We start from the raw sequence: 18,525 nt of genomic DNA, 5'->3' as shown, positions 1-18,525 counted from the left end.
GATCGACGGGGGAGAGGAAGTTCGGCAACGTCAGCGCCCCATTGTTTCCCAACCAACACGCTGCGGGATCGGCTTGGCGCCTTTCCTCTCCCCCGTCGATCGGGGGAGAGGTGCCGAGCAAAGCGAGGCGGAGTGGGGGTCGACATTGGCTCAGCCTATGCCAGCGCGGCCGCCATGGTGGCGTAGTAAAATGCGTCGAAGTTCCTCAGCACGGGCTCGTTGGGCAGATCCGGCAGCACGCGGTTGACGATGAACGGCACTTCCTGCTCGGTCAGTCCGCCATGCGAGCGCAGCGGTTCGTTGAGGGCCGCGAGATCGTGGCGGTGTTCGCTGGTGCCGATCGTCTTGTTCTCGGTCGAGATCAGCACGATGTCGCCGATGCGGTCGGCCGGCAGTTCGAAGCGCTCGCACGCCGTCGGGCTGTCGACGACCAGCATGATGCCGTCGGTCGCGGCCAGCCGCGCCATGATGCCGGCCTGGTCGGCGCCGTCAGGCAGATAGGCGGTGGCGAAGGAACCCAGCGCGCCGTGATGCACCACATAGGGGTCGGTGATCGGCAGGATGACGCGGGCGGCGTCCTTGCCCAGCCATTCGTCGAGCAGGTCCTGGACGTAGACGACGTCGGGCGACCCGTCCGGCTTGTGCTTGGGCTTCATGCCATGGTCGGCGGTGACGACGATCGCGGCACCCAGCGCGTCGAGCTCTGTCAGGTACTTGTCGAACATTTCGTAGAAGGCGTTGGCCTGGGGCACGCCGGGCGCATATTTATGCTGCACATAGTCGGTGGTCGTCAGGTACATGATGTCAGGATGGAATTCCCTGAGCAGCTGGACGCCAGCGGCGAAGACGAATTCCGACAGTTCCGCCGAATAGACTTCCGGCACTGGAAGCCCAAAGTGCTTCGAGGCATTGTCGATGCCGTGCTCGGCGACCGTCGTGGTGTCCGATTTTTCCGCCGAAAAGCACAGCGCGCGACCCTCGTCGAAGGCAAGCGCCTTGCCGAGCAGCGCACGCAGCTTGTCCTTGGCGGTCACCACGGCGACCTTGGCACCGGCGTCGTAGAAGGCCTGAAAGATGGTCGGCGCGCGCAGGAAGCGCGGGTCGTTCATCATCACTTCCTTGCCGGTCTCACGCTCGTAGAGATAGTTGCCGCAGATGCCGTGCACCGACGGCGGCCGGCCGGTGGCGATCGACAGATTGTTGGGATTGGTGAAGCTCGGGATGACCGAGTGCGCCATGCGCACCGTGCCCTTCTGCTTGATCCTGACCAGGGCCGGCATCAGCCCGGCCTGAATAGCCTCGTCCAGATAGGCCGGCTCACAGCCGTCGAGGCAGATGGCGATCGCCGGCACGCGTGGCCAGGCGTAGGTGCGGCCGTTGACGGCGACGTTGACGGGAGACATCTGGTTCATGGAAATCCTCGAAATCTGCCGCTTCAGGCGGCGAGTTTGGCGCGCTCGGCGATTGCTGCGGCGGGTGGAGCGGCGGTGTCGACGCCCATTTCCTTCAGCGATTGCGCCGCCGCCTCGACGACGCGGCGCATGACATGTTCATCCATCTGGCCGATGCAGCCGACGCGGAAACTGTCCACGACAGTGAGCTTGCCTGGATAGATGATGAAGCCCTTCTCTTTCATCAGTTCATAGAAGCGGTCGAAAGCGAAGTTGGCATGGGCCGGGTTGAAGAAGGTGACGATGATCGGCGACAGCCAGCGATCCCTGAGCAGGGTTTCGAAGCCGAGTTCGCGCATGCCGGCCACCATGACGTCGCGATTCCTGCTGTAGCGGGCGCCGCGACCGGCGACGCCGCCTTCGGCTTCGTGCTGGCGCAGCGCCTCCAGAAAGGCGGCGACGACGTGTGTCGGCGGCGTGTAGCGCCACTGGCCGGTCTTGTTCATGTGCGCCCATTGCGCATGGACGTCGAGCGACAGCGAGTGGCTGCGGCCCTTGGCGGCTTCAAGCTCGCTCTTGCGCGCAATGATGAAGCCGAAACCCGGCACGCCCTCGATGCATTTGTTGGCCGACGAGACCATTGCCTCGTAACGGATCTCGTTGACGTCGAGCGCAACGGCGCCGAACGCACTCATGGAATCGACGAGCAGCTTGCGGCCCTTGGCATGGACGGCGTCGGCGATCTCGGCGACCGGGTTCAAAATGCCGGAGCTGGTCTCGCAGTGAATGGCGATGACATGCGTGATCGCGGGATCGGCCTCTAGAGCGGCCGCCACCTCGTCGCCGCGCGGCGGCAGGTAGTCACCCTTGTCGATCAGCGTATAGGCGCGGCCAAGGTATTGCATGGTCTGTGCGGCACGCAGGCCGTAGGCGCCGTTGGCCAGCACTAGGACCTTGCCGTCCTTCGGCACGAACGAGCCCAGCATCGCCTCGACACAGAAGGAGCCGCTGCCTTGCATCGGCACACAGTCGAACTCGCCTTTCGCGTCGCCGGTCAGCGCCAGCAGGCGGCGGCGCATGTCTGATGTCATGTCGCGGAAGTCGCCGTCCCAGGATCCCCAGTCGCGCAGCATCGCCTGCTTGACCGAATAGGCGGTGGTGAGCGGCCCGGGAGTCAAAAGATAGGGCTCACCCAGCGCCGGCCTGGCCAGCGGCTCCGCGGCAAATTTCGTCTCGGCGAGCATGGTGTCCTCCGACAGGTCTCTGCTTTTTGATGTGGCGCCATTGTTGGTCCGGACGATATATTTGTAAAATCGTTATTTTGTATCGATGTATCGATTATGGCGATAGTGCTAAGCCCATAGGACAGGCTGCATGTCGGTCATGACACGGCTGTGAACGTAGGTGGTTCATCCCCAAGCATCAGAGGAATCGTTCATTCCGGTCTTTTGACTAGCAAGGCTTATGATAAGGTGCCGTCGACTTCGCGACCCGAAAGGCACATAAAATGCGCTACGTTCAGCTGCGAGCTTTTCATCAGGTGGCGATCTCAGGCGGCTTCTCGCGTGCGGCCGAAGCACTGTTCCTGACCCAGCCGGCGATATCGGACCAGGTGCGCAAGCTCGAGGAAGAGTACGACGTGCTGTTGTTCAACCGGAACAAGAAGCAGGTCACGCTGACCCATTCGGGCCAGAAGCTGCTCGAAATAACCCACCGCATGTTCGATACCGAGCAACAGGCGCTGGAGCTCTTGACGGAGTCACGGGCTCTGCGTTCCGGTACGCTGCGCATCGTCGCCGACGCAGCGCACCATCTGCTTCACATCCTCGGCAGCTTCCGGGCCCGCTATCCCGGCGTGCAGGTTTCGGTGCGCTCCGGCAACACCGAAACGGTGATCAGCAGCCTCTACAGCTACGACGCCGACATCGGTGTGCTGGGCGAAGTGCCGGCCGGACGCGATTTCGAAGTGCTGAAACTGAACTCGACGCCGATCATCGCCTTCACCTCCATCGATCATCCACTGTCGGGAAAGAAATCGCTGACCCTCAAGCAGCTCGCGCAGGAATCGCTGGTCATGCGCGAGCGTGGCTCGAAGACGCGCCACAAGCTCGAAGAACTCGCCGCCGTCGCGAAGGTCGAATTGCGGCCGGCGATCGAGGCCGAGGGCCGCGAGGCCGTGCGCGAGATCGTCGCCTCGGGGGCCGGCATCGGCTTTGTCTCGGCGGCGGAATTCGGCCAGGATTCGCGGCTCGTCCCGATCACCATCGACGCGCCCGAGACCTTGATGGACGAGGCGTTGATCTGCCTGCGCGAACGCAGCGGCGGCAAGCTGGTGCGCGCCTTTCTCGACATGGCGCGCTCGATGTCGGCGGATTAAGTGTTCTACGCCGCCTCTCTCACTTCAACCGCATCCGCTTTGACCCGCTCGGACTTCGGGTCGTAAGGGGTGCGCAGATGCGGGGTAGCCGCATGGCGTATTCCAGCGAGTTCGATCTCGAAACGGCCGTCACGCAGGAATGAGGTGTCGACGCCCGTTTCATGCTCGATCAGCCCGAGCGCGACCGAGCGCCCGAGCGTATGGCCGTACGCGGCTGAGCGGACCTCGCCGACCGGTTTGCCGTCGCGCAGGATCAGCTCGCCGCCCCACAGCATCGGCTCGGCGTCGTCTGTTGTGAACAGCACGATGCGCTTGGTCAGTGCCGACGAGGATTTCGCAGCGGCGAGCGCATCATGCCCGATGAAACCGCCTGGCTTGTCCATCGCGACGGCAAAGCCAAGCCCCGCCTGCCAGGGGTTGATGTCAGGCGTCAGTTCGCGGCCCCAGGCGCGAAAGCCCTTTTCGATGCGCAAGGCATCGAGCGCGTAGTAGCCGGCGTCGGCCAAGCCGAATTCGCGGCCGGCATCATGCAGCGCCTCATAGACTCCAACAGCGAATTCGGTCGGCACGATCAGTTCCCAGCCGAGCTCACCGACATAGGTCATGCGGTTGGCATAGGCTGTGGCATAGCCGATGTCGATTTCGCGAATGGCGGCGAAGGGAAAGCCGCTGTTGGAAAAGTCCGCCGAGGACAGCTTGCCGAGCAGATCGCGCGAGCGCGGCCCCATCACAGCCAGCACGGCATAGGATGAGGTGACGTCGGTCAGGATGGCATGTGCATCGGCCGGAATATTCTTGACGATCCAGTCGGCATCGTGGACTGCCTGGGCGGAGCCGGTGACGATGAGGAATTTTTCCGCGCCGAGCCGCATCACCGTGAGATCGCTCTCGTAACCGCCGCGCGCATTGAGCACGCCCGTGTAGACCGACGTGCCCACCGGCACATCGATTTCGCCGGCGCAGATCCGGTTCAACGCCGCACAGGCATCGCGGCCCTGGACAAGAAGCTTGGCGAAGGAGGTCTGGTCGAAGATCGCCACAGCCTCACGCGTCGCCTTCATCTCGCGCCGCACCGCTTCGTGCCAGTTCTGGCGGTCGAAGGCATAGGCGTTTTCGGCCTTCTCTTCTGGACCGGCAAACCAGTTGGCGCGCTCCCAGCCCATTTTGGAGCCGAAGCAGGCTCCTTTGGCGGCAAGCCGGTCGTAAAGCGGTGATCGCCGGAAGGGCCGAGCAGTATCCAACTCGCGGTTCGGCCATGGCATGGCATAGTGCAGGCCGAGCGTCTCCTTGACGCGGTCATGCAGCCAGCGCGGATTGTTGTTGAACGAGGCGAAGCGCCTGATGTCGACCGGCCACAAATCCATGGTCGGCGCGCCGTTGACGATCCATTCGGCCAGCGCCCTGCCGGTGCCGCCGGCGCTGGCAATGCCCATCGAGTTGAGGCCGGCGCCGACATAGAAATTCTTCAGTTCGGGCGCCTCGCCGAGGAGGAAATTGTTGTCGGGCGTGAAGCTTTCTGGACCATTGTAGAATTTCTTGACCTCGGCCTGCGCCAACCGCGGCACGCGAACAAGCGCGTTTTCCATCAGGATCTCGAACTGGTCCCAGTCGTCCGGCAGCAGCGCGAATTCGAAATTTTCGGGGATGCCGTCCATGCCCCAAGGCTTGGCATGCGGCTCGAAGCCGCCCATGACCAGGCCACCGACCTCTTCCTTGAAATAGATGAAGCCGTCAGGGTCGCGCATGACGGGCAGGTCCGGATGCACGCCCTCGATCCGGCCGGTGACGATGTACATGTGCTCGGCCGAATGCAACGGCACCGACACGCCGCACATCAGCCCGACCTTGCGCGCCCATTGGCCGGCGCAGTTGACGACGATCTCGGCGGCAATGTCGCCATGGTCGGTCTCGACACCGCGCGCGACGCCGTTCCCGACGCTGATGCCTGACACCTTGACCCGCTCGAAGATTTTGGCGCCGCCATTGCGCGCGCCCTTGGCAAGCGATTGCGTGAGATCGGAGGGATTGGCCTTGCCGTCTCCGGGCAGCCAGACGGCGCCGGCGAGGTCGTCGACAGCCATGACCGGCCACAGCTCCGCGGCTTCTCGGGGCGAGATGACCTCGATCTCGACCCCTTGGGCGCGCGCCGACGCGGCCGTGCGTTTCAACACCGTCATGCGGTCCGCCGTACGCGCTAGGGACAGCGAACCACAATTCTTCCAGCCGGTGGCAAGACCGGTCTCGGCCTCCAGTTCGCTGTAAAGCTGCGTGGAATACCGGATCAGGCTGGTCATGTTGGAATGGCTACGCAACTGACCGACAAGACCGGCGGCATGCCAGGTGGTGCCGCCGCTGAGCTGCCCCTGTTCGAGCAGCACCACATCGCTCCAGCCCAGTTTGGTCAGATGATAGGCCACCGAACAGCCGATAATGCCGCCGCCGATAATGACCACGCGTGCCTGGGTGGGAAATTCATGTGCCATCAGCGTTCCGCCATTCAAGGAATGGCCGGCACACTAGCACAGCAACGCCAAACATCAACTCAAAAAGTCACAAAATATCACAAAATATCACATCAAGCTGCGACGATGAGTTCAGGCCCCTTTTGCGAAAGCGCTTCGACGAGCGCTGGTTCGGGATCAGCGTCGACGATCACACCGGCGGCCCGTTCGAAGTTCGGAATCCTGAGCGGCGTCAGCTTGCCGAACTTGCTGCGGTCGAGGACGAAATAGGCCTTGCCGGCGAGCCCGATCATCCGGCCACGCTGCTCGGCGCCGGCCCGCGTGAAATCGGTCACTTCGCCATCCGGCGACAGGGCGCCGCCACCGAGGAAGGCGATGTCGACGCGAAAGCGGGCCATCGCATCGAGCGTATCTATGCCGGAAGCCGCCTCTTCGCTCGGGTCGACTTCGCCGCCCAGCATGTGCACGCGCATGCCGGGGACATGGCAAAGGTGCAGCGCTATCTTCAGGCTGGCCGTGCAAATCGTCAGATCGCGCAGATCCGTGATGGCATGCGCGATGGCCAAAGTGGTGGTGCCGGAGTCGAGAAAGACCACCATGCCATCCCTGACCAGACCGGCGGCGGCCCTGCCGATCGCCGCCTTGCCACCGGCATTTTCCTGGCTGCGCAGGCTCATCGCCGGTTCGCTCGGCTCGAAGCGGGCAGCCCCACCATGCACGATGCCGAGCCTGCCCTGGTCCGAAAGCAGCTTCAGGTCGCGGCGGATGGTTTCGCGCGAGACTTCGAAGAACCCGGCCAGTTCGGCGACGCTGACGGAACCCTGGGCGCCTAGCCGCCGCAGGATCTCGTCATGGCGGCGCGGAGCAAGGGCGCGCGCCGGCAGGTGGCTGACGGGAGACATGGCGATCCTCGTGTCGAGCACTGATGTTGCAATATGTGGCAGCGAACCGGCCCGCTGGCAACAGCACCACAGTTGATCGCGGGCGGCCCTACCCCTTGGGCTTGGAATTTCGCGACAGGCCGCCGCCCTCTATCCCAGTGACCAGCGTGCCGCTTCCCTAGAGGGGGGTAGGTGCTCCGCTGCCGACGTGGCCAGCCGGTCCCTGGGCCGGGTTCAGATCAGCAATCCGCGGCACCGCATATCGCATGCGCATGCGCAAAAAAGGTGCTTCGATACAGGTATAACTGAGGTAACCGATCGGGATTGTCGCCAGAAAGCAAAAGGCGGACCAAAGGCAAGCGACGTAGAAATTGCTGATATTCATGATGTTTACGTCGATGAATGCCGCCAATTGCATGACGAAGAACAGGTGCAGGAGATAGATCGAATAACTGTAAGCTCCCGCTTTCTCCAGGATCTTGAACGGCAGGCTTGTCCGCTTTCTTGAAAAGCTGGTGTCGTAATAGGCGATGCCGAATGCGTAGGCCGCCGCCTCCAGGGTCGGCAATATGATCCATATCCAATGGGGCGACGGATAACCGCCAAGTTGGTAAAATCCGCCAGCGGCATCGAACCACCAAAAGAAGCTTGAAAATGCGATGAGAACGGCGAGCGCCAGCCAGTGCCGATCCATCGCATGAGCACGGAGATGAAAAGCAAGAATGCCAGCCACAAACTGGTCGGCATGGCCAATGATGGTTGTCGATGCCGCCAACTGCACCTCGCCGAGGTGCGTATAGGGTGCATATCTCAGCAAAATGGTTGCCGCGATGAACAGCAGAGGGGCGAACGGAAATCGCCTGGTCGCCATCAGCAGGAATGGAAGCAGAAGGTAGAAATGCGCTTCGACGGTTATGGACCAGCCCCCGTTCGGAAGGGTGGGAAAGATGATGCCCTTGCCGACGTCGGTGAAATACTCGTCCAGGGGTTGGCCAGCGAGATGCCTGCGACAGGCCTCGATGACGATCACGGCGAGCAGAAGTGGCAGCAACCTCAGCGCCCGGTTGGCAAAGAACGGCAAATAGTTGACCTGTCTTCCGTCAAGCAGCTTGGCAAAGAGATAGCCCGAGAGCGCCATGAACAGCGAAACGCCGGTGTGTCCTTCGTCCAGAAAGCTGAAGACAGGCAGAGCCGGTACGAAGCCATAGGGTACGGGACCATCGGGAGACTGGTGAAGGAAATGCCAGGTAAAGACCAGGAATGCCGCAAGGCCGCGAACATGGTCGAGCGCCGGATAATGTTCTCCAGTCGAAGACTTCATGATCAGACCAACCGCCCGCCCCTTTGACGACGGTTGCCGCGCTGCTTGGTCCGTCGCAGCATCAGCAACGGCACCGCAGCGAGGATAACTCGCCTACTTCTCCCAATTTGCCCGGCTTCTCGTTAATTTAGACCTTTGTTCATTGCAAAAATTTACTTCCGGCATGACCGGCGACCGGATAGCGTTCCGAGCGCAACCATCAGGGGAAAGGGAGACGAGCGGCTTCACGCGATGAGTGGAGCATCGACGTCTCTTTCCTGCCTGTGTACAAACTGCTTTGCTCAATCGACCTTCACGGCGATCACCGCGGCGCAGTCACCGGCCTTGACCAAGCCTGGAAAATGCCGCGCGGCCAGCATGCCCGACATTTTCGCCCGGATTTCGCGCGGAGCAGCGCCGGTGCGGCCGGTGGAATGGATGCGGGCCAACACGGCGCCTTCCTCGACGGGCTCGCCGAGATCGACCATGGTTTCGATCATGCCGTCGTCTTCGGCGAAGCAGAAGCAGTCCCCCGACGGCATGTCCAGCCACTGGGTCCTGCCCGTCTCGACCGCCCCGGCGACGATGCCGGCGTGGCGCAGCACGTTGAGGATGCCGCGCCGGGCGATCCGCACCGTCTCGGCTCGCGATGTGCCGCCGCCGCCGAGCTCCGTGGTGACGAACACCTTGCCCATCTCTTCGGCCGCGGTGTCATACATGCCGACCGCATCGATCTCGGTCATGCGCATCGAGAACGGTGCCGCGAATGCCGCCACGGCGGCAAAGGCTTTCTGCTCCTGTGCCTTGTCGGGCAAGGTGTGGGCGGCGCAGAACGGCACGAAATCCAGGGTTTTGCCACCGGAATGGAAGTCGAAGACTACATCCGCGCGGGGAAGCAACTCGCGTTGGAAATAGTCGGCGATCTTCTGCGTCACCGTGCCGTCGGGCCGGCCCGGAAAGCTGCGGTTCATATTGCCCTTGTCGATCGGCGAGGTGCGCGTGCCGGCTCGAAAAGCCGGATAGTTCATCGCCGGCACAATGATCACCGTGCCGCTGACCTGGCGGGGATCGAGCGTGCGGGCAAGTTCGTAGAGCGCCAGCGGCCCTTCGTACTCGTCGCCATGATTTCCGCCGGTCAGCAGCGCCGCCGGCCCCCTGCCGTTGCGGATGACGCAGATCGGGATCATCACCGAACCCCAGGCCGAGTCGTCGCGGCTATGGGGCAAGCGCAGGAAACCATGCTGGACGCCGTCCCGGTCGAAGTCGACGGTCGGCGCGACCGGCGACGGGCGAAGACTGGACATCGGGCTCAATCCTTCACCACCAGCTTGCGCGGCACATTGGCCAGGCACTCCACACCGGTTTCGGTGATCAGGATGGACTCGGTGATCTCCAGTCCCATCGTCTCCAGCCAGAGACCGGTCATGAAATGGAAAGTCATGCCGGGCTTGAGCTCGGTCCGATCGCCCGGACGCAGGCTCATCGTGCGTTCGCCCCAGTCCGGCGGATAGGAAAGCCCGATCGAATAGCCGGTGCGGTTGTCCTTGACGATGCCGTATTTCTTGAGCACGGCGAAGAAGGCATTGGCGATGTCCTCGCAGGCATTGCCTGGCTTCGCGGCTGCCAAGCCCGCCTCCATGCCTTCCAGCGTCGCCTTCTCGGCATCGAGGAATTCCTGCGTCGGCTTGCCGAGGAAGACGGTGCGCGACAGCGGACAATGATAACGGTTGTAGCAGCCGGCGATCTCGAAGAACGTGCCCTCGCCCCGCTTCATCGGCTTGTCGTCCCAGGTCAGATGCGGCGCCGAGGCATCCGCGCCTGACGGCAGCAGCGGCACGATCGCCGGGTAATCGCCGCCGATGCCGTCGACGCCGCGCGTGCCGGCATCGTAGATCTCGGCGACAAGATCGCATTTGCGCATGCCGACTTCGATCTTGTCGAAGATGCGCTGATGCATCGCCTCGACGATGCGGGCGGCATTGCGCATATAGCCGATCTCGGTCGGGCTCTTCACCGCGCGCTGCCAGTTGACCAGCGCGGTGGCATCGACGAAACGGGCGTTCGGCAAATGCTGCTGCAACGAGGCGAAGGCGGCGGCGGAGAACCAGTAATTGTCCATCTCGACGCCGACGGTGAGCTTGCCCCAGCCACGCTCGTTCAGCACGCTCGACAGGAAATCCATCGGATGGCGCTCGGTCGACTGGACATAGTGGTCGGCGTAGCCGACGATATTGTCGTGGGCGAGATAGGCGGTGCGCTTGGCGCCGTTGGCATCCTGGCCACGGCCATACCAGACCGGCTCGCCCGAAGGCGGCACGATGACCGCCTGGTGGACGTAGAACGACCAGCCGTCGTAACCCGTCAGCCAGGCCAGGTTGGAGGGATCGCTGACGACAAGGAGATCGACGCCCTTCGCCTCCATGGCTTTGCGCGTCTTGGCGAGGCGTTCGGCATATTCGCTTCGCGAGAATTTCAGGTTCGGCTGCATTTCATTCGTCCTCGTTTGTTGGAGCTTGAGCCATTTCAACTCCGTTGAATCCGGCTCCAGGTAATTTTTGGTTGGGCAGATCTCTGGGAAAACCGGTCGCCATTTTCCGGATCGTGCTCCCGCGGCCCGCATCAGCTTTCAAAAATCGTTCCGGCTTTCGCGGCCAGTGCGCGGTCGCGGGCAAGCGTGGCTATCGCCGTGTCCTGCACACCCGTGCCGGTAAGATCGGCGATGGTGATGTCGCTGGCCGAGCGCCGGCCGTGCGCCGCGCCGGCGATGATCTGGCCGATCTCGGCCACCTCCGCGTCTCCAGCCATCACGCCCGCCGCGATGGCATGGTGCAGTTCGCCCAGCCGCCGCGTCTGTTTCGCGCTGTCGGCGACATAGAGATCGGCCATGCGCAGGATCGCCGGCGCGATCTCGTTCTTGTGCTCGGCGTCCGAGCCCATGGCGGTGATGTGTTGGCCGGCCGAGACAAACCCGGCCTTGATCAATGGCTCGGTCGAAGGCGTGGTGGTGACGATGATGTCGGCGCCAGCAGCCGCGTTGGCCGCGTCGGCTTCGGCGCGCACATCGATGCCGAGCCTTTGGCGCAAGGCGGCCGCGGCCGTCCGCGCCTTGGCGGCGTCGCGCGCCCAGATGCGGGCCTGCGTGATCGGCCGCACCAGCATCAGCGCTTCCAGCTGCAGCCCGGCCTGGACGCCGGCACCGAAGATCGCGGCGGCGGATGAGTCCGGCCGTGACAGGTGCTTGGCCGCGACGGCTCCGGCGGCAGCAGTGCGGACGTCGGTGAGATAGCCATTGTCGAGCAGCAAGGCCTCGACCAGCCCTGTCTTCGACGACAGCAGCACCATCATGCCGTTGACGCTGGGCAGGCCGAGTTTCGGGTTGTCGAAGAAGCCCGGGCTGATCTTTATGGCGAAGCCATCGATACCAGGCACATAGGCGGTCTTCACATCAACCTCGCCGCGATGCTCGGGGATGTCGAGCCGCAGGATCGGCGGCATCGCCACCGGCAGCGTGGCAAGCGCGCGGAAGGCATTTTCGACGCAGGCGACGGCATCTAGATCGAGCGTCACGATCGTGCGCAGTTCAGCTTCGGTGAGAATCGTCATCTTGCTCACGCGGCGCCCTCCGAAATCGACGGTATGTCCCCGCAGACGATCTTCCTGTGCAGCCCCATGTCGATGTTGCGGCCTGAAAGCAGAACCACCACCGGCCCCTCCATTTTGACCTTGCCGGCGAGCAGCGCCGCGATGCCCACCGCACCCGCTCCTTCGACGATCTCGCGTTCCTGTTCATAGGCATGGCGAATGCCGGCGGCGATTTCGTCCTCACCGAGCAGGACGACATCGTCGAGCAGGTCGCGGCACATGGCGAAGGTCAGCCGGTTGTCGAGGCCGATGCCGCCACCGAGCGAATCCGCCAGCGTCGGCAACTCCTCGACCAGCACGGGGTGGCCGGCATCCAGGCTCGCCTTCATTGCCGCACCGCGTGTCATCGATACGCCGACGATTTTTGTGCTGGGGCTGACGCCCTTGATGGCCGCCGCCATGCCCGAGGCGAGCCCACCGCCCGAAAGCTGCACCAGCACCAGCGCGGCTTCGGGAACCTGCTCGATGATTTCCAGCCCGAGCGTGCCCTGGCCGGCAATGATGGCCGGATGGTCGAAGGGTGGCAGCATGACAAGCCCCTCTTCCGCCACCAGCCGCTCGACCTCCTGTTGGGCATCGTCCTGGCTGTTGCCGACAATACGGATTTCCGCACCGAGCCGGCGGATTTCGTCCAGCTTGTTCTCAGGGACCAAACGCGACATGCAGATCACCGCGCGCATGCCTTCCAGCTTCGCCGCATGCGCGAGCGCACGGCCATGATTGCCGGTCGATGCCGCGACGACGCCGCGCCCCTTGTGTTCGGCATCGAGCGAAGCGACGGCATTCGAAGCGCCACGCAGCTTGAAGCTGCCGGTAGTCTGGCGGTGCTCGAGCTTGAGATGAACGGGAACGCCCAGCCTTTCTGAGAGCCCCGTCGAAAGCACGATCGGCGTGCGCTCGACCTTGCCGGCAATTCGCTCGCGCGCGGCACGGATATCGCCAAGGTTTATGGGCACCATGATCGTCAGTCGCGCGGCAAGGGCAGCGTCATCAGACGGCCGAATTCGGGGTGGGCAGCCTCGTCGCCACAAAGGCGCAGACAATTCCAGGCGGTCGCCTGGTTGCTGGTCACCACCGGGCGACCGATCGCCTGTTCCATGCCGGTGACCGCGAGTGCCCCGCGCAGCGCCGTGCATGACACGAACAACGCATCGGCCTGCGGATGCATTGCCTGGCGCGCGAGGTCCACGAGCGTCGCCGGGGTAACGCGCGCCATCTCGCGATCATCCTCGAAGCCGAGGCAGGTGAAGCTCGCGATCTCGAAACCGCGTTCTGCGAAATAGGTCGCCATCGGCCTGGAGGTTTCGACCGTATAGGGCGTGAGGATGCTGATCCTGCGCACACTGAACGCATTCAGCCCGCGCACGCCAGCCTTTGGCGGTGTGACGACCGGCACGCCTGGCTTGGCGGCGTGGATCGCAGCCTCGATCTCTCCATCGCCAATCACCACCGAGGCCGACGTGCAGGAATAGCAGATGGCGTCGAGCGGCTCATCGGGCAGGATCAAGGCCGCGCCCGCCGTCAGCGCCGGCTGCATCTTGCGCAAGTTCTCAGGTGTCGTCGGATTGGCGTAGGGGATGCGCGCGACATACACGCCAATCCGTTCGCTCGCCACCATGCGGCGAAAATCCGGCTCGGTCGTGTGATCGGTGGCCAGGATGATCAGGCCAACACGCCGCGCGAGTGGGCGGTCATCGAGCGCGGGTCGGTTGGGGTAGACCTTGATCTCGGGCAAGGGCTTCATGCGTTATCTCTCGATCTTGCCATAGCGGCGTTCCAGCCAGCGCAGCAGCACGACGGAACAGAGGCTGATGGCGAGGAAGAACGCGCCGACCAGCGTGATCGGCTCAAGGTAGCGATAGTAGGTGTTGGCGACGCTCTTGGCCTGGTTCATCAGTTCCAGCACGGTGATCGCGGAGAGCAGCGGCGTCTCCTTGAACATGGCGATGAAATAGTTGGCCAGCGCCGGGATCATCGGCGGGATGGCTTGCGGAATGATGATGTAGGACCAGGTCTGCCGGGCGCTGAGATTACAGGCCTTGGCAGCCTCCCACTGACCACGCGGCACGTTGTCGATGCCGGCGCGGTAGACTTCAGCCGTGTAGGTGCCGTAGTGCAGCCCGAGCCCGATGACCCCGGCGACCAGCGGCGGCAGCAGGATGCCGATGTCGGGCAGCACGTAGAAGATGAAATAAAGCTGTACTAGGAGCGGTGTGCCGCGGATGAATTCGGCCACCCAACCGACCGTGCGCGACACCGCCTTGTTGGGCGAACGGCGCGCCAGGGCGATGCCCAAGCCGACGATCGCCGCCAGCGCCGAGCCAAGCAGCGTCGCCAGGATGGTGATCTTCACCCCCTGGATCAGGGTCGGCAGGATCTGCCGGACGAAATCCCAATCCCAATCCATCAGCGAGCCCAATTCATCAGGAATGCTCCGGCCATCAGACGCGCACTCCGTCGAGGCCGCGTGCCATGCGGCGTTCCAGCGAGCGGACACCCCACGAGATGAGCAGCGACAGGATGAAATAGACGATGAGAATGGTGGTGAACGGCACCATGGTGTTGCCGGTCTGGGCGCGCACCACCTGTGCCTGGAAGGTCAGATCCGCGAGCGAGATCAGCGAGACGACCGATGTCGCCTTGAGCAGTTCGATGGCATTGTTGCCGAAGGTCGGCAGCATTACCAGAAACGCTTGCGGCAGGATGACATGGCGCATGCCTTGCCATCGGCCAAGATTGAGCGCGATGCAGGCCTCATGCTGTTCGCGGCCGATCGACTGCACGGCGCCGCGAACCACCTCGGCGGCATAGGCCCCCACGTTAAGTCCCAGTGCCAACACCCCGGCCTGCAGCGGGGTCAGTTCAAGGCCCAGCAGCGGCAGCACGAAATAGGCGAAGAACAGCTGCACGAAGATCGAGGTGCCGCGGAAGAATTCGATATAGGCCGTTGCCAAGGCTCGCAGCACGAAGAAGCGCGACAGGCGTCCCATGCCGGCGAGAAAGGCCATGATCAGGGCAAGCACCGACCCCATCAGCGTGAGCTCGATGGTGACAAGCGCTCCCTGAAATATCAGGCCGAAATAGCCGGACCACTGGGTCATTCGATTAGAAGTTCCAACGTTCGCGATTTAGGTTCCTTCTCCCCGTTCAACGGGGAGAAGGAAGAAGAGCGCTCTACTTCGCCGAGCAGAGTTTTTCGCGCGTCGTCGACATCGCGGCCGCCGCCGAGAAGCCATAAGGCTCGATGATCTTTGCGAATTCGCCCGACTTCTTCATCTTGGCGAGCTCGACGTCGAAGGCATCGCGCAGCGCCTCGTCGCCCTTCTTGAAGGCGGCGCCGTCGCAATAGACCGGCGCGCCCTGCACCGGGGCAATCACTTCGAGGTTCGGATCATTGGCCTTTTTCATAAGGTCGTTGATCGACAGGACAGGCAGCGAATAGGCATCGATGCGGCCGTCCTGCACCATCTTCAGACCGCTCTGGCCATCCGGCACGACGATGACACGTTCGCGCGGCACGCCGGCGTTCAGCGCAAGCTTCTCCTCGGTGCCGCCGCCGGGGGCGCCGATGGTGGCGGAGGTGTCCTTGGCGACATCCTGGTAGCTCTTGAAGCCCTTTGGATTGCCCTTCTTCACCAGCATCGCCTCGGCGTCGCACAGGACCGGCTCGGAATAAGCGACCGCGGCGCAACGCTCCGGCTTCATGAACAGGCCGGCGGTGACGACGTCGAAGCGGCCGGCCTGCAGGCCGGGGATCATCGCGCCATATTCGGAGATCGAAGCGACGATATCGGCCACTCCGAGGCGTTTGAAAATCTCGCGCGCCACGTCGGGTGCGGCGCCCGAAACCTTGCCGTCGGCGGCGACCGCGGTATAGGGCGGCTCGTTGGCGATAGCGACGCGCGCGAACCCTTGCGCCTTCAGTTGTTCCAGCTTCTTGTCCGCGGCCGAGCCTACGCCCGAGGTCGCGAGAACCGCCGTAATCGCAAGGCCGGCGACGCCAGCCAGAATGCCAAGTTTCTTCATGTTCCCAACTCCTTGTTCTTGTCTTGGTTTGCGTGATTTCAGGACGGGCTAGCCGCCTTTGGCATGCGGTCAGACACGGTGTCCGGCCGCGATGATCTTCTTCAGGAACCCTTGCGTGCGTTCCTGTTTGGGATTGCGGAAAATCTCGTCGGGCTTGCCTTCCTCGACTATCCGACCGCGATCGAAGAACAGTATCCGGTCGGCAAAGTCGTGGGCGAACCCCATCTCATGCGTGACCAGCAGCATGGTCATGTCGGTCTCGGCGCAAAGCCGCCACAAGACGTTGAGCACTTCCTCGACCAACTCCGGGTCGAGCGCCGACGTCACCTCGTCGAACAGCATGATCTTCGGCTGCAAGGCGAGCGCGCGGGCGATCGCCACGCGCTGCTTCTGGCCGCCGGACAATTGGGCCGGCATCGCCTTCGCCTTGTCGGCCATGCCAACCATGTCGAGCAGTTCCATCGCCCGTTTCTCGGCGGCGGCGCGCGGCGTGCCCTTGGTCAGTATCGGCGCCAGCGTGACATTGTCGATGACGCTTTTGTGCGGAAACAGATTGAACAGCTGGAAGACCATGCCGGTCTTCTGACGCATCCGCGCCAGATGGCGCTCGTCGGCCGGCAGCAGCTGGCCGTTGCGTTCCATGTGATAGAGCTGCTCGCCGTCAATCTGGATGTGACCGCCGTCGATGCGCTCCAGCGTCATCAGGATACGCAGGATCGTCGTCTTGCCCGAGCCGGAGGGGCCTATCAACGCCAGCTTTTCGCGCGGCATGACCTGCATTGACAAGCCATCCAGCACCTTGAAGGCGCCGAAGCTTTTCGAGATGGCATCGACCTTGATGATGGGTGCGGATGCGGACAAATAATTTCCCCGTGCTGGAGAAGCCTGATGCCCTTCACGATGCGGAACGCGTCAAATCATGTCAATTGGGAAAATAATATCATGACAATTATTCTGATTGCGCACATTTTCCGGTCAAATCGCAGCTAGCTTTTTGGGCCGTTGTCCCAGAGCTGCCTGGCACCAGTGGGCGGCCTACTCAGATTGCGAGCAGCAAATGCTCCGGATCGCCAAGCAACAGCTTGGTGACAACGCCGAGACCGGCGCGCAGTTCCCCCTCGGTGGTCGAACCCAAGGAGATGCGCACCGCCGGATGCCAGGGCGCCTGCGAAATGCGGAAGGAGGTGCCGGGGGCGATGGCCACGCCTTGCAGCCGGGCCTGGGCGACAAAGCTCTCCTCCGAACGGTCGGCCGGCAGTTGCAGCCAGATATGCAATCCGTCGCGGCGGGCACGGTAGTCGACGCCGGCCAGTACCTCGCCGGCGATGTCCTGCCGCCGCCGCAGCGCCGCGCGTTGCCAGCGCACGAGTTCCATCGCGGTGCCGTCGGTCACCCATTTTGTGGCGATTTCGGCCACCATAGGTGTCGCCATCCAGTTCGAGACGAGATGCCGATTGGCGACTGCGGCAACGTAGCGGTCGGGCGCGGCGAGATAACCGATGCGCAGGCCGGGCACGGTGATCTTGGTGAAAGAGGTGACGTAGAGCGTCCGCTCCGGCGCGAAGGCGGCGACCGGCGGCGGCCGGTCCTCGACCAGCGGGCCCAGCACATCGTTTTCGATAATGGCGATGTCATGCTTGCGCGCCACCGCCGCGATCTGCTCGCGCCGGGCCGCGTCCATGAGCGTTGCCGTAGGATTGATCACCGACGGCTGGACGAACACGGCGCGGATGTCGGAAAGCCGGCAGGCCTCGTCCAACGCGTCCGGAATCAGTCCGTTTCCGTCGATCGGCAGGCCTTCGAGGTTGAAGCCGAGATAGCGGGCGAGCGGCACCAGCGTGTGGTGGCCGATCGCCTCGGTAGCAACGGTGGAGCCCGGCGGCGCCACGCTCATCAGCGCCACCGTCATGCCGGCGGTGGCGCCGTTGGTCAGGCTGATGTTCTGCGCGGAGGCATCGAGGCCGCACAGTTTCAGCCATTCGACCGCCACGGCGCGGTGGCGCGGGAACACCACGTTCGGCCGGAACGACAGCGCCGAACTCGACGGCAGGTTTTCGGCAAGCCAGCCCAGCGCCTGCTTCATCCGCTCCAGATGCATCGGCTCGCAGACCGGTTTCAGGATCGAGAGATCGATGACCTCCCCGAGGCGCTCGGGCAGATAGGGCGGCTCCGGCTCGCGGCGCTGCGTCTGGACGAAACTGCCGCGGCCGATCTCGCCCGAAATCAGGCCGCGCCGGATCAATTCCTCGTAGGCGCGGCTCACGGTCTGTACTGAAAGCTTGAGATCGTCGGCAAGCCTGCGATGCGTCGGCAGGCGCGCGCCATTGGCAAGGCGCCCGTCATGAATGGCACGCGCGAACTGGTCGGCGAGCGACTGATAGGCTGGCCGCCGGATGAGCGCGGGATCGGGTTGCCACAATGTCATGACTTATTAGAGATCGAAATC

The 18,525-nt window shown here is 63.3% G+C and carries 16 protein-coding genes; 1 reads left to right on the top strand and 15 read right to left on the bottom strand.

What is annotated here, in order from left to right:
* Window positions 1-155 precede the first annotated feature (155 nt).
* Both phnA and LB556_RS16770 read right to left on the bottom strand, forming a co-directional pair.
* Entirely contained in the window at window positions 156-1,412 is a 1,257-nt protein-coding gene (gene phnA, locus LB556_RS16775; protein ID WP_224568845.1) for a phosphonoacetate hydrolase, read from the bottom strand.
* A gap of 23 nt (window positions 1,413-1,435) precedes the next feature.
* The gene (locus LB556_RS16770; RefSeq protein WP_224568844.1) at window positions 1,436-2,635 is read right to left on the bottom strand and encodes a 2-aminoethylphosphonate--pyruvate transaminase; all 1,200 of its coding nucleotides are present in this window, start codon (window positions 2,633-2,635) and stop codon (window positions 1,436-1,438) included.
* Between the two features lie 263 nt (window positions 2,636-2,898).
* On the opposite strand from LB556_RS16770, the gene LB556_RS16765 reads away from it, so the two are divergent.
* A complete protein-coding gene (locus LB556_RS16765) occupies window positions 2,899-3,768 on the top strand; it encodes a LysR substrate-binding domain-containing protein (RefSeq protein WP_224568843.1) in 870 nt (289 codons plus the stop codon).
* Between the two features lie 5 nt (window positions 3,769-3,773).
* Here the strand turns inward: LB556_RS16765 and LB556_RS16760 are convergent, their stop codons facing one another.
* From LB556_RS16760 to LB556_RS16700, 13 genes are all read right to left on the bottom strand, one after another.
* Window positions 3,774-6,251: an FAD-dependent oxidoreductase gene (locus LB556_RS16760; RefSeq protein ID WP_224568842.1), complete on the bottom strand. Its 2,478-nt coding sequence runs from the start codon at window positions 6,249-6,251 to the stop codon at window positions 3,774-3,776.
* Between the two features lie 92 nt (window positions 6,252-6,343).
* Complete coding sequence (locus tag LB556_RS16755) at window positions 6,344-7,132, bottom strand: DeoR/GlpR family DNA-binding transcription regulator (RefSeq protein WP_224568841.1); 789 nt, start codon at window positions 7,130-7,132, stop codon at window positions 6,344-6,346.
* Between the two features lie 157 nt (window positions 7,133-7,289).
* The gene (locus LB556_RS16750) at window positions 7,290-8,432 is read right to left on the bottom strand and encodes an acyltransferase family protein (RefSeq protein ID WP_224568840.1); all 1,143 of its coding nucleotides are present in this window, start codon (window positions 8,430-8,432) and stop codon (window positions 7,290-7,292) included.
* Window positions 8,433-8,713: 281 nt separating this feature from the next.
* Complete coding sequence (doeB, locus tag LB556_RS16745; protein ID WP_224568839.1) at window positions 8,714-9,715, bottom strand: N(2)-acetyl-L-2,4-diaminobutanoate deacetylase DoeB; 1,002 nt, start codon at window positions 9,713-9,715, stop codon at window positions 8,714-8,716.
* A gap of 5 nt (window positions 9,716-9,720) precedes the next feature.
* Window positions 9,721-10,899 carry an ectoine hydrolase DoeA gene (gene doeA / locus LB556_RS16740; protein ID WP_224568838.1) on the bottom strand — a complete coding sequence of 393 codons (1,179 nt, stop codon included), beginning with the start codon at window positions 10,897-10,899 and terminating at the stop codon, window positions 9,721-9,723.
* A gap of 131 nt (window positions 10,900-11,030) precedes the next feature.
* Window positions 11,031-12,023 carry an ectoine utilization protein EutC gene (eutC, locus tag LB556_RS16735; protein WP_224568837.1) on the bottom strand — a complete coding sequence of 331 codons (993 nt, stop codon included), beginning with the start codon at window positions 12,021-12,023 and terminating at the stop codon, window positions 11,031-11,033.
* Window positions 12,020-13,012, bottom strand: coding sequence for a hydroxyectoine utilization dehydratase EutB (gene eutB / locus LB556_RS16730; RefSeq protein ID WP_224568836.1), 993 nt, complete (start codon window positions 13,010-13,012; stop codon window positions 12,020-12,022). Before eutB ends, eutC begins: the two co-directional genes overlap by 4 nt.
* Before the next feature lie 5 nt (window positions 13,013-13,017).
* Window positions 13,018-13,797, bottom strand: coding sequence for an ectoine utilization protein EutA (eutA, locus tag LB556_RS16725; RefSeq protein ID WP_224568835.1), 780 nt, complete (start codon window positions 13,795-13,797; stop codon window positions 13,018-13,020).
* Between the two features lie 3 nt (window positions 13,798-13,800).
* Window positions 13,801-14,460, bottom strand: coding sequence for an ectoine/hydroxyectoine ABC transporter permease subunit EhuD (ehuD, locus tag LB556_RS16720; protein WP_224568834.1), 660 nt, complete (start codon window positions 14,458-14,460; stop codon window positions 13,801-13,803).
* Between the two features lie 34 nt (window positions 14,461-14,494).
* Entirely contained in the window at window positions 14,495-15,154 is a 660-nt protein-coding gene (gene ehuC, locus LB556_RS16715; RefSeq protein ID WP_224568833.1) for an ectoine/hydroxyectoine ABC transporter permease subunit EhuC, read from the bottom strand.
* 73 nt (window positions 15,155-15,227) lie between these two features.
* On the bottom strand, window positions 15,228-16,079 hold the full coding sequence (ehuB, locus tag LB556_RS16710) for an ectoine/hydroxyectoine ABC transporter substrate-binding protein EhuB (protein WP_224568832.1): 852 nt from the start codon (window positions 16,077-16,079) through the stop codon (window positions 15,228-15,230).
* Window positions 16,080-16,148: 69 nt separating this feature from the next.
* The gene (ehuA, locus tag LB556_RS16705; protein WP_263485315.1) at window positions 16,149-16,940 is read right to left on the bottom strand and encodes an ectoine/hydroxyectoine ABC transporter ATP-binding protein EhuA; all 792 of its coding nucleotides are present in this window, start codon (window positions 16,938-16,940) and stop codon (window positions 16,149-16,151) included.
* Window positions 16,941-17,118: 178 nt separating this feature from the next.
* On the bottom strand, window positions 17,119-18,504 hold the full coding sequence (locus LB556_RS16700; protein WP_224568831.1) for a PLP-dependent aminotransferase family protein: 1,386 nt from the start codon (window positions 18,502-18,504) through the stop codon (window positions 17,119-17,121).
* Between the last annotated feature and the right edge of the window lie 21 nt (window positions 18,505-18,525).

Source organism: Mesorhizobium sp. ES1-4, assembly GCF_020164745.1.
In the GTDB taxonomy this organism is placed as follows: domain Bacteria; phylum Pseudomonadota; class Alphaproteobacteria; order Rhizobiales; family Rhizobiaceae; genus Mesorhizobium.
Note: the sequence above shows the minus strand (reverse complement) of the source record. Positions and strands in the feature narration are given on the sequence as shown.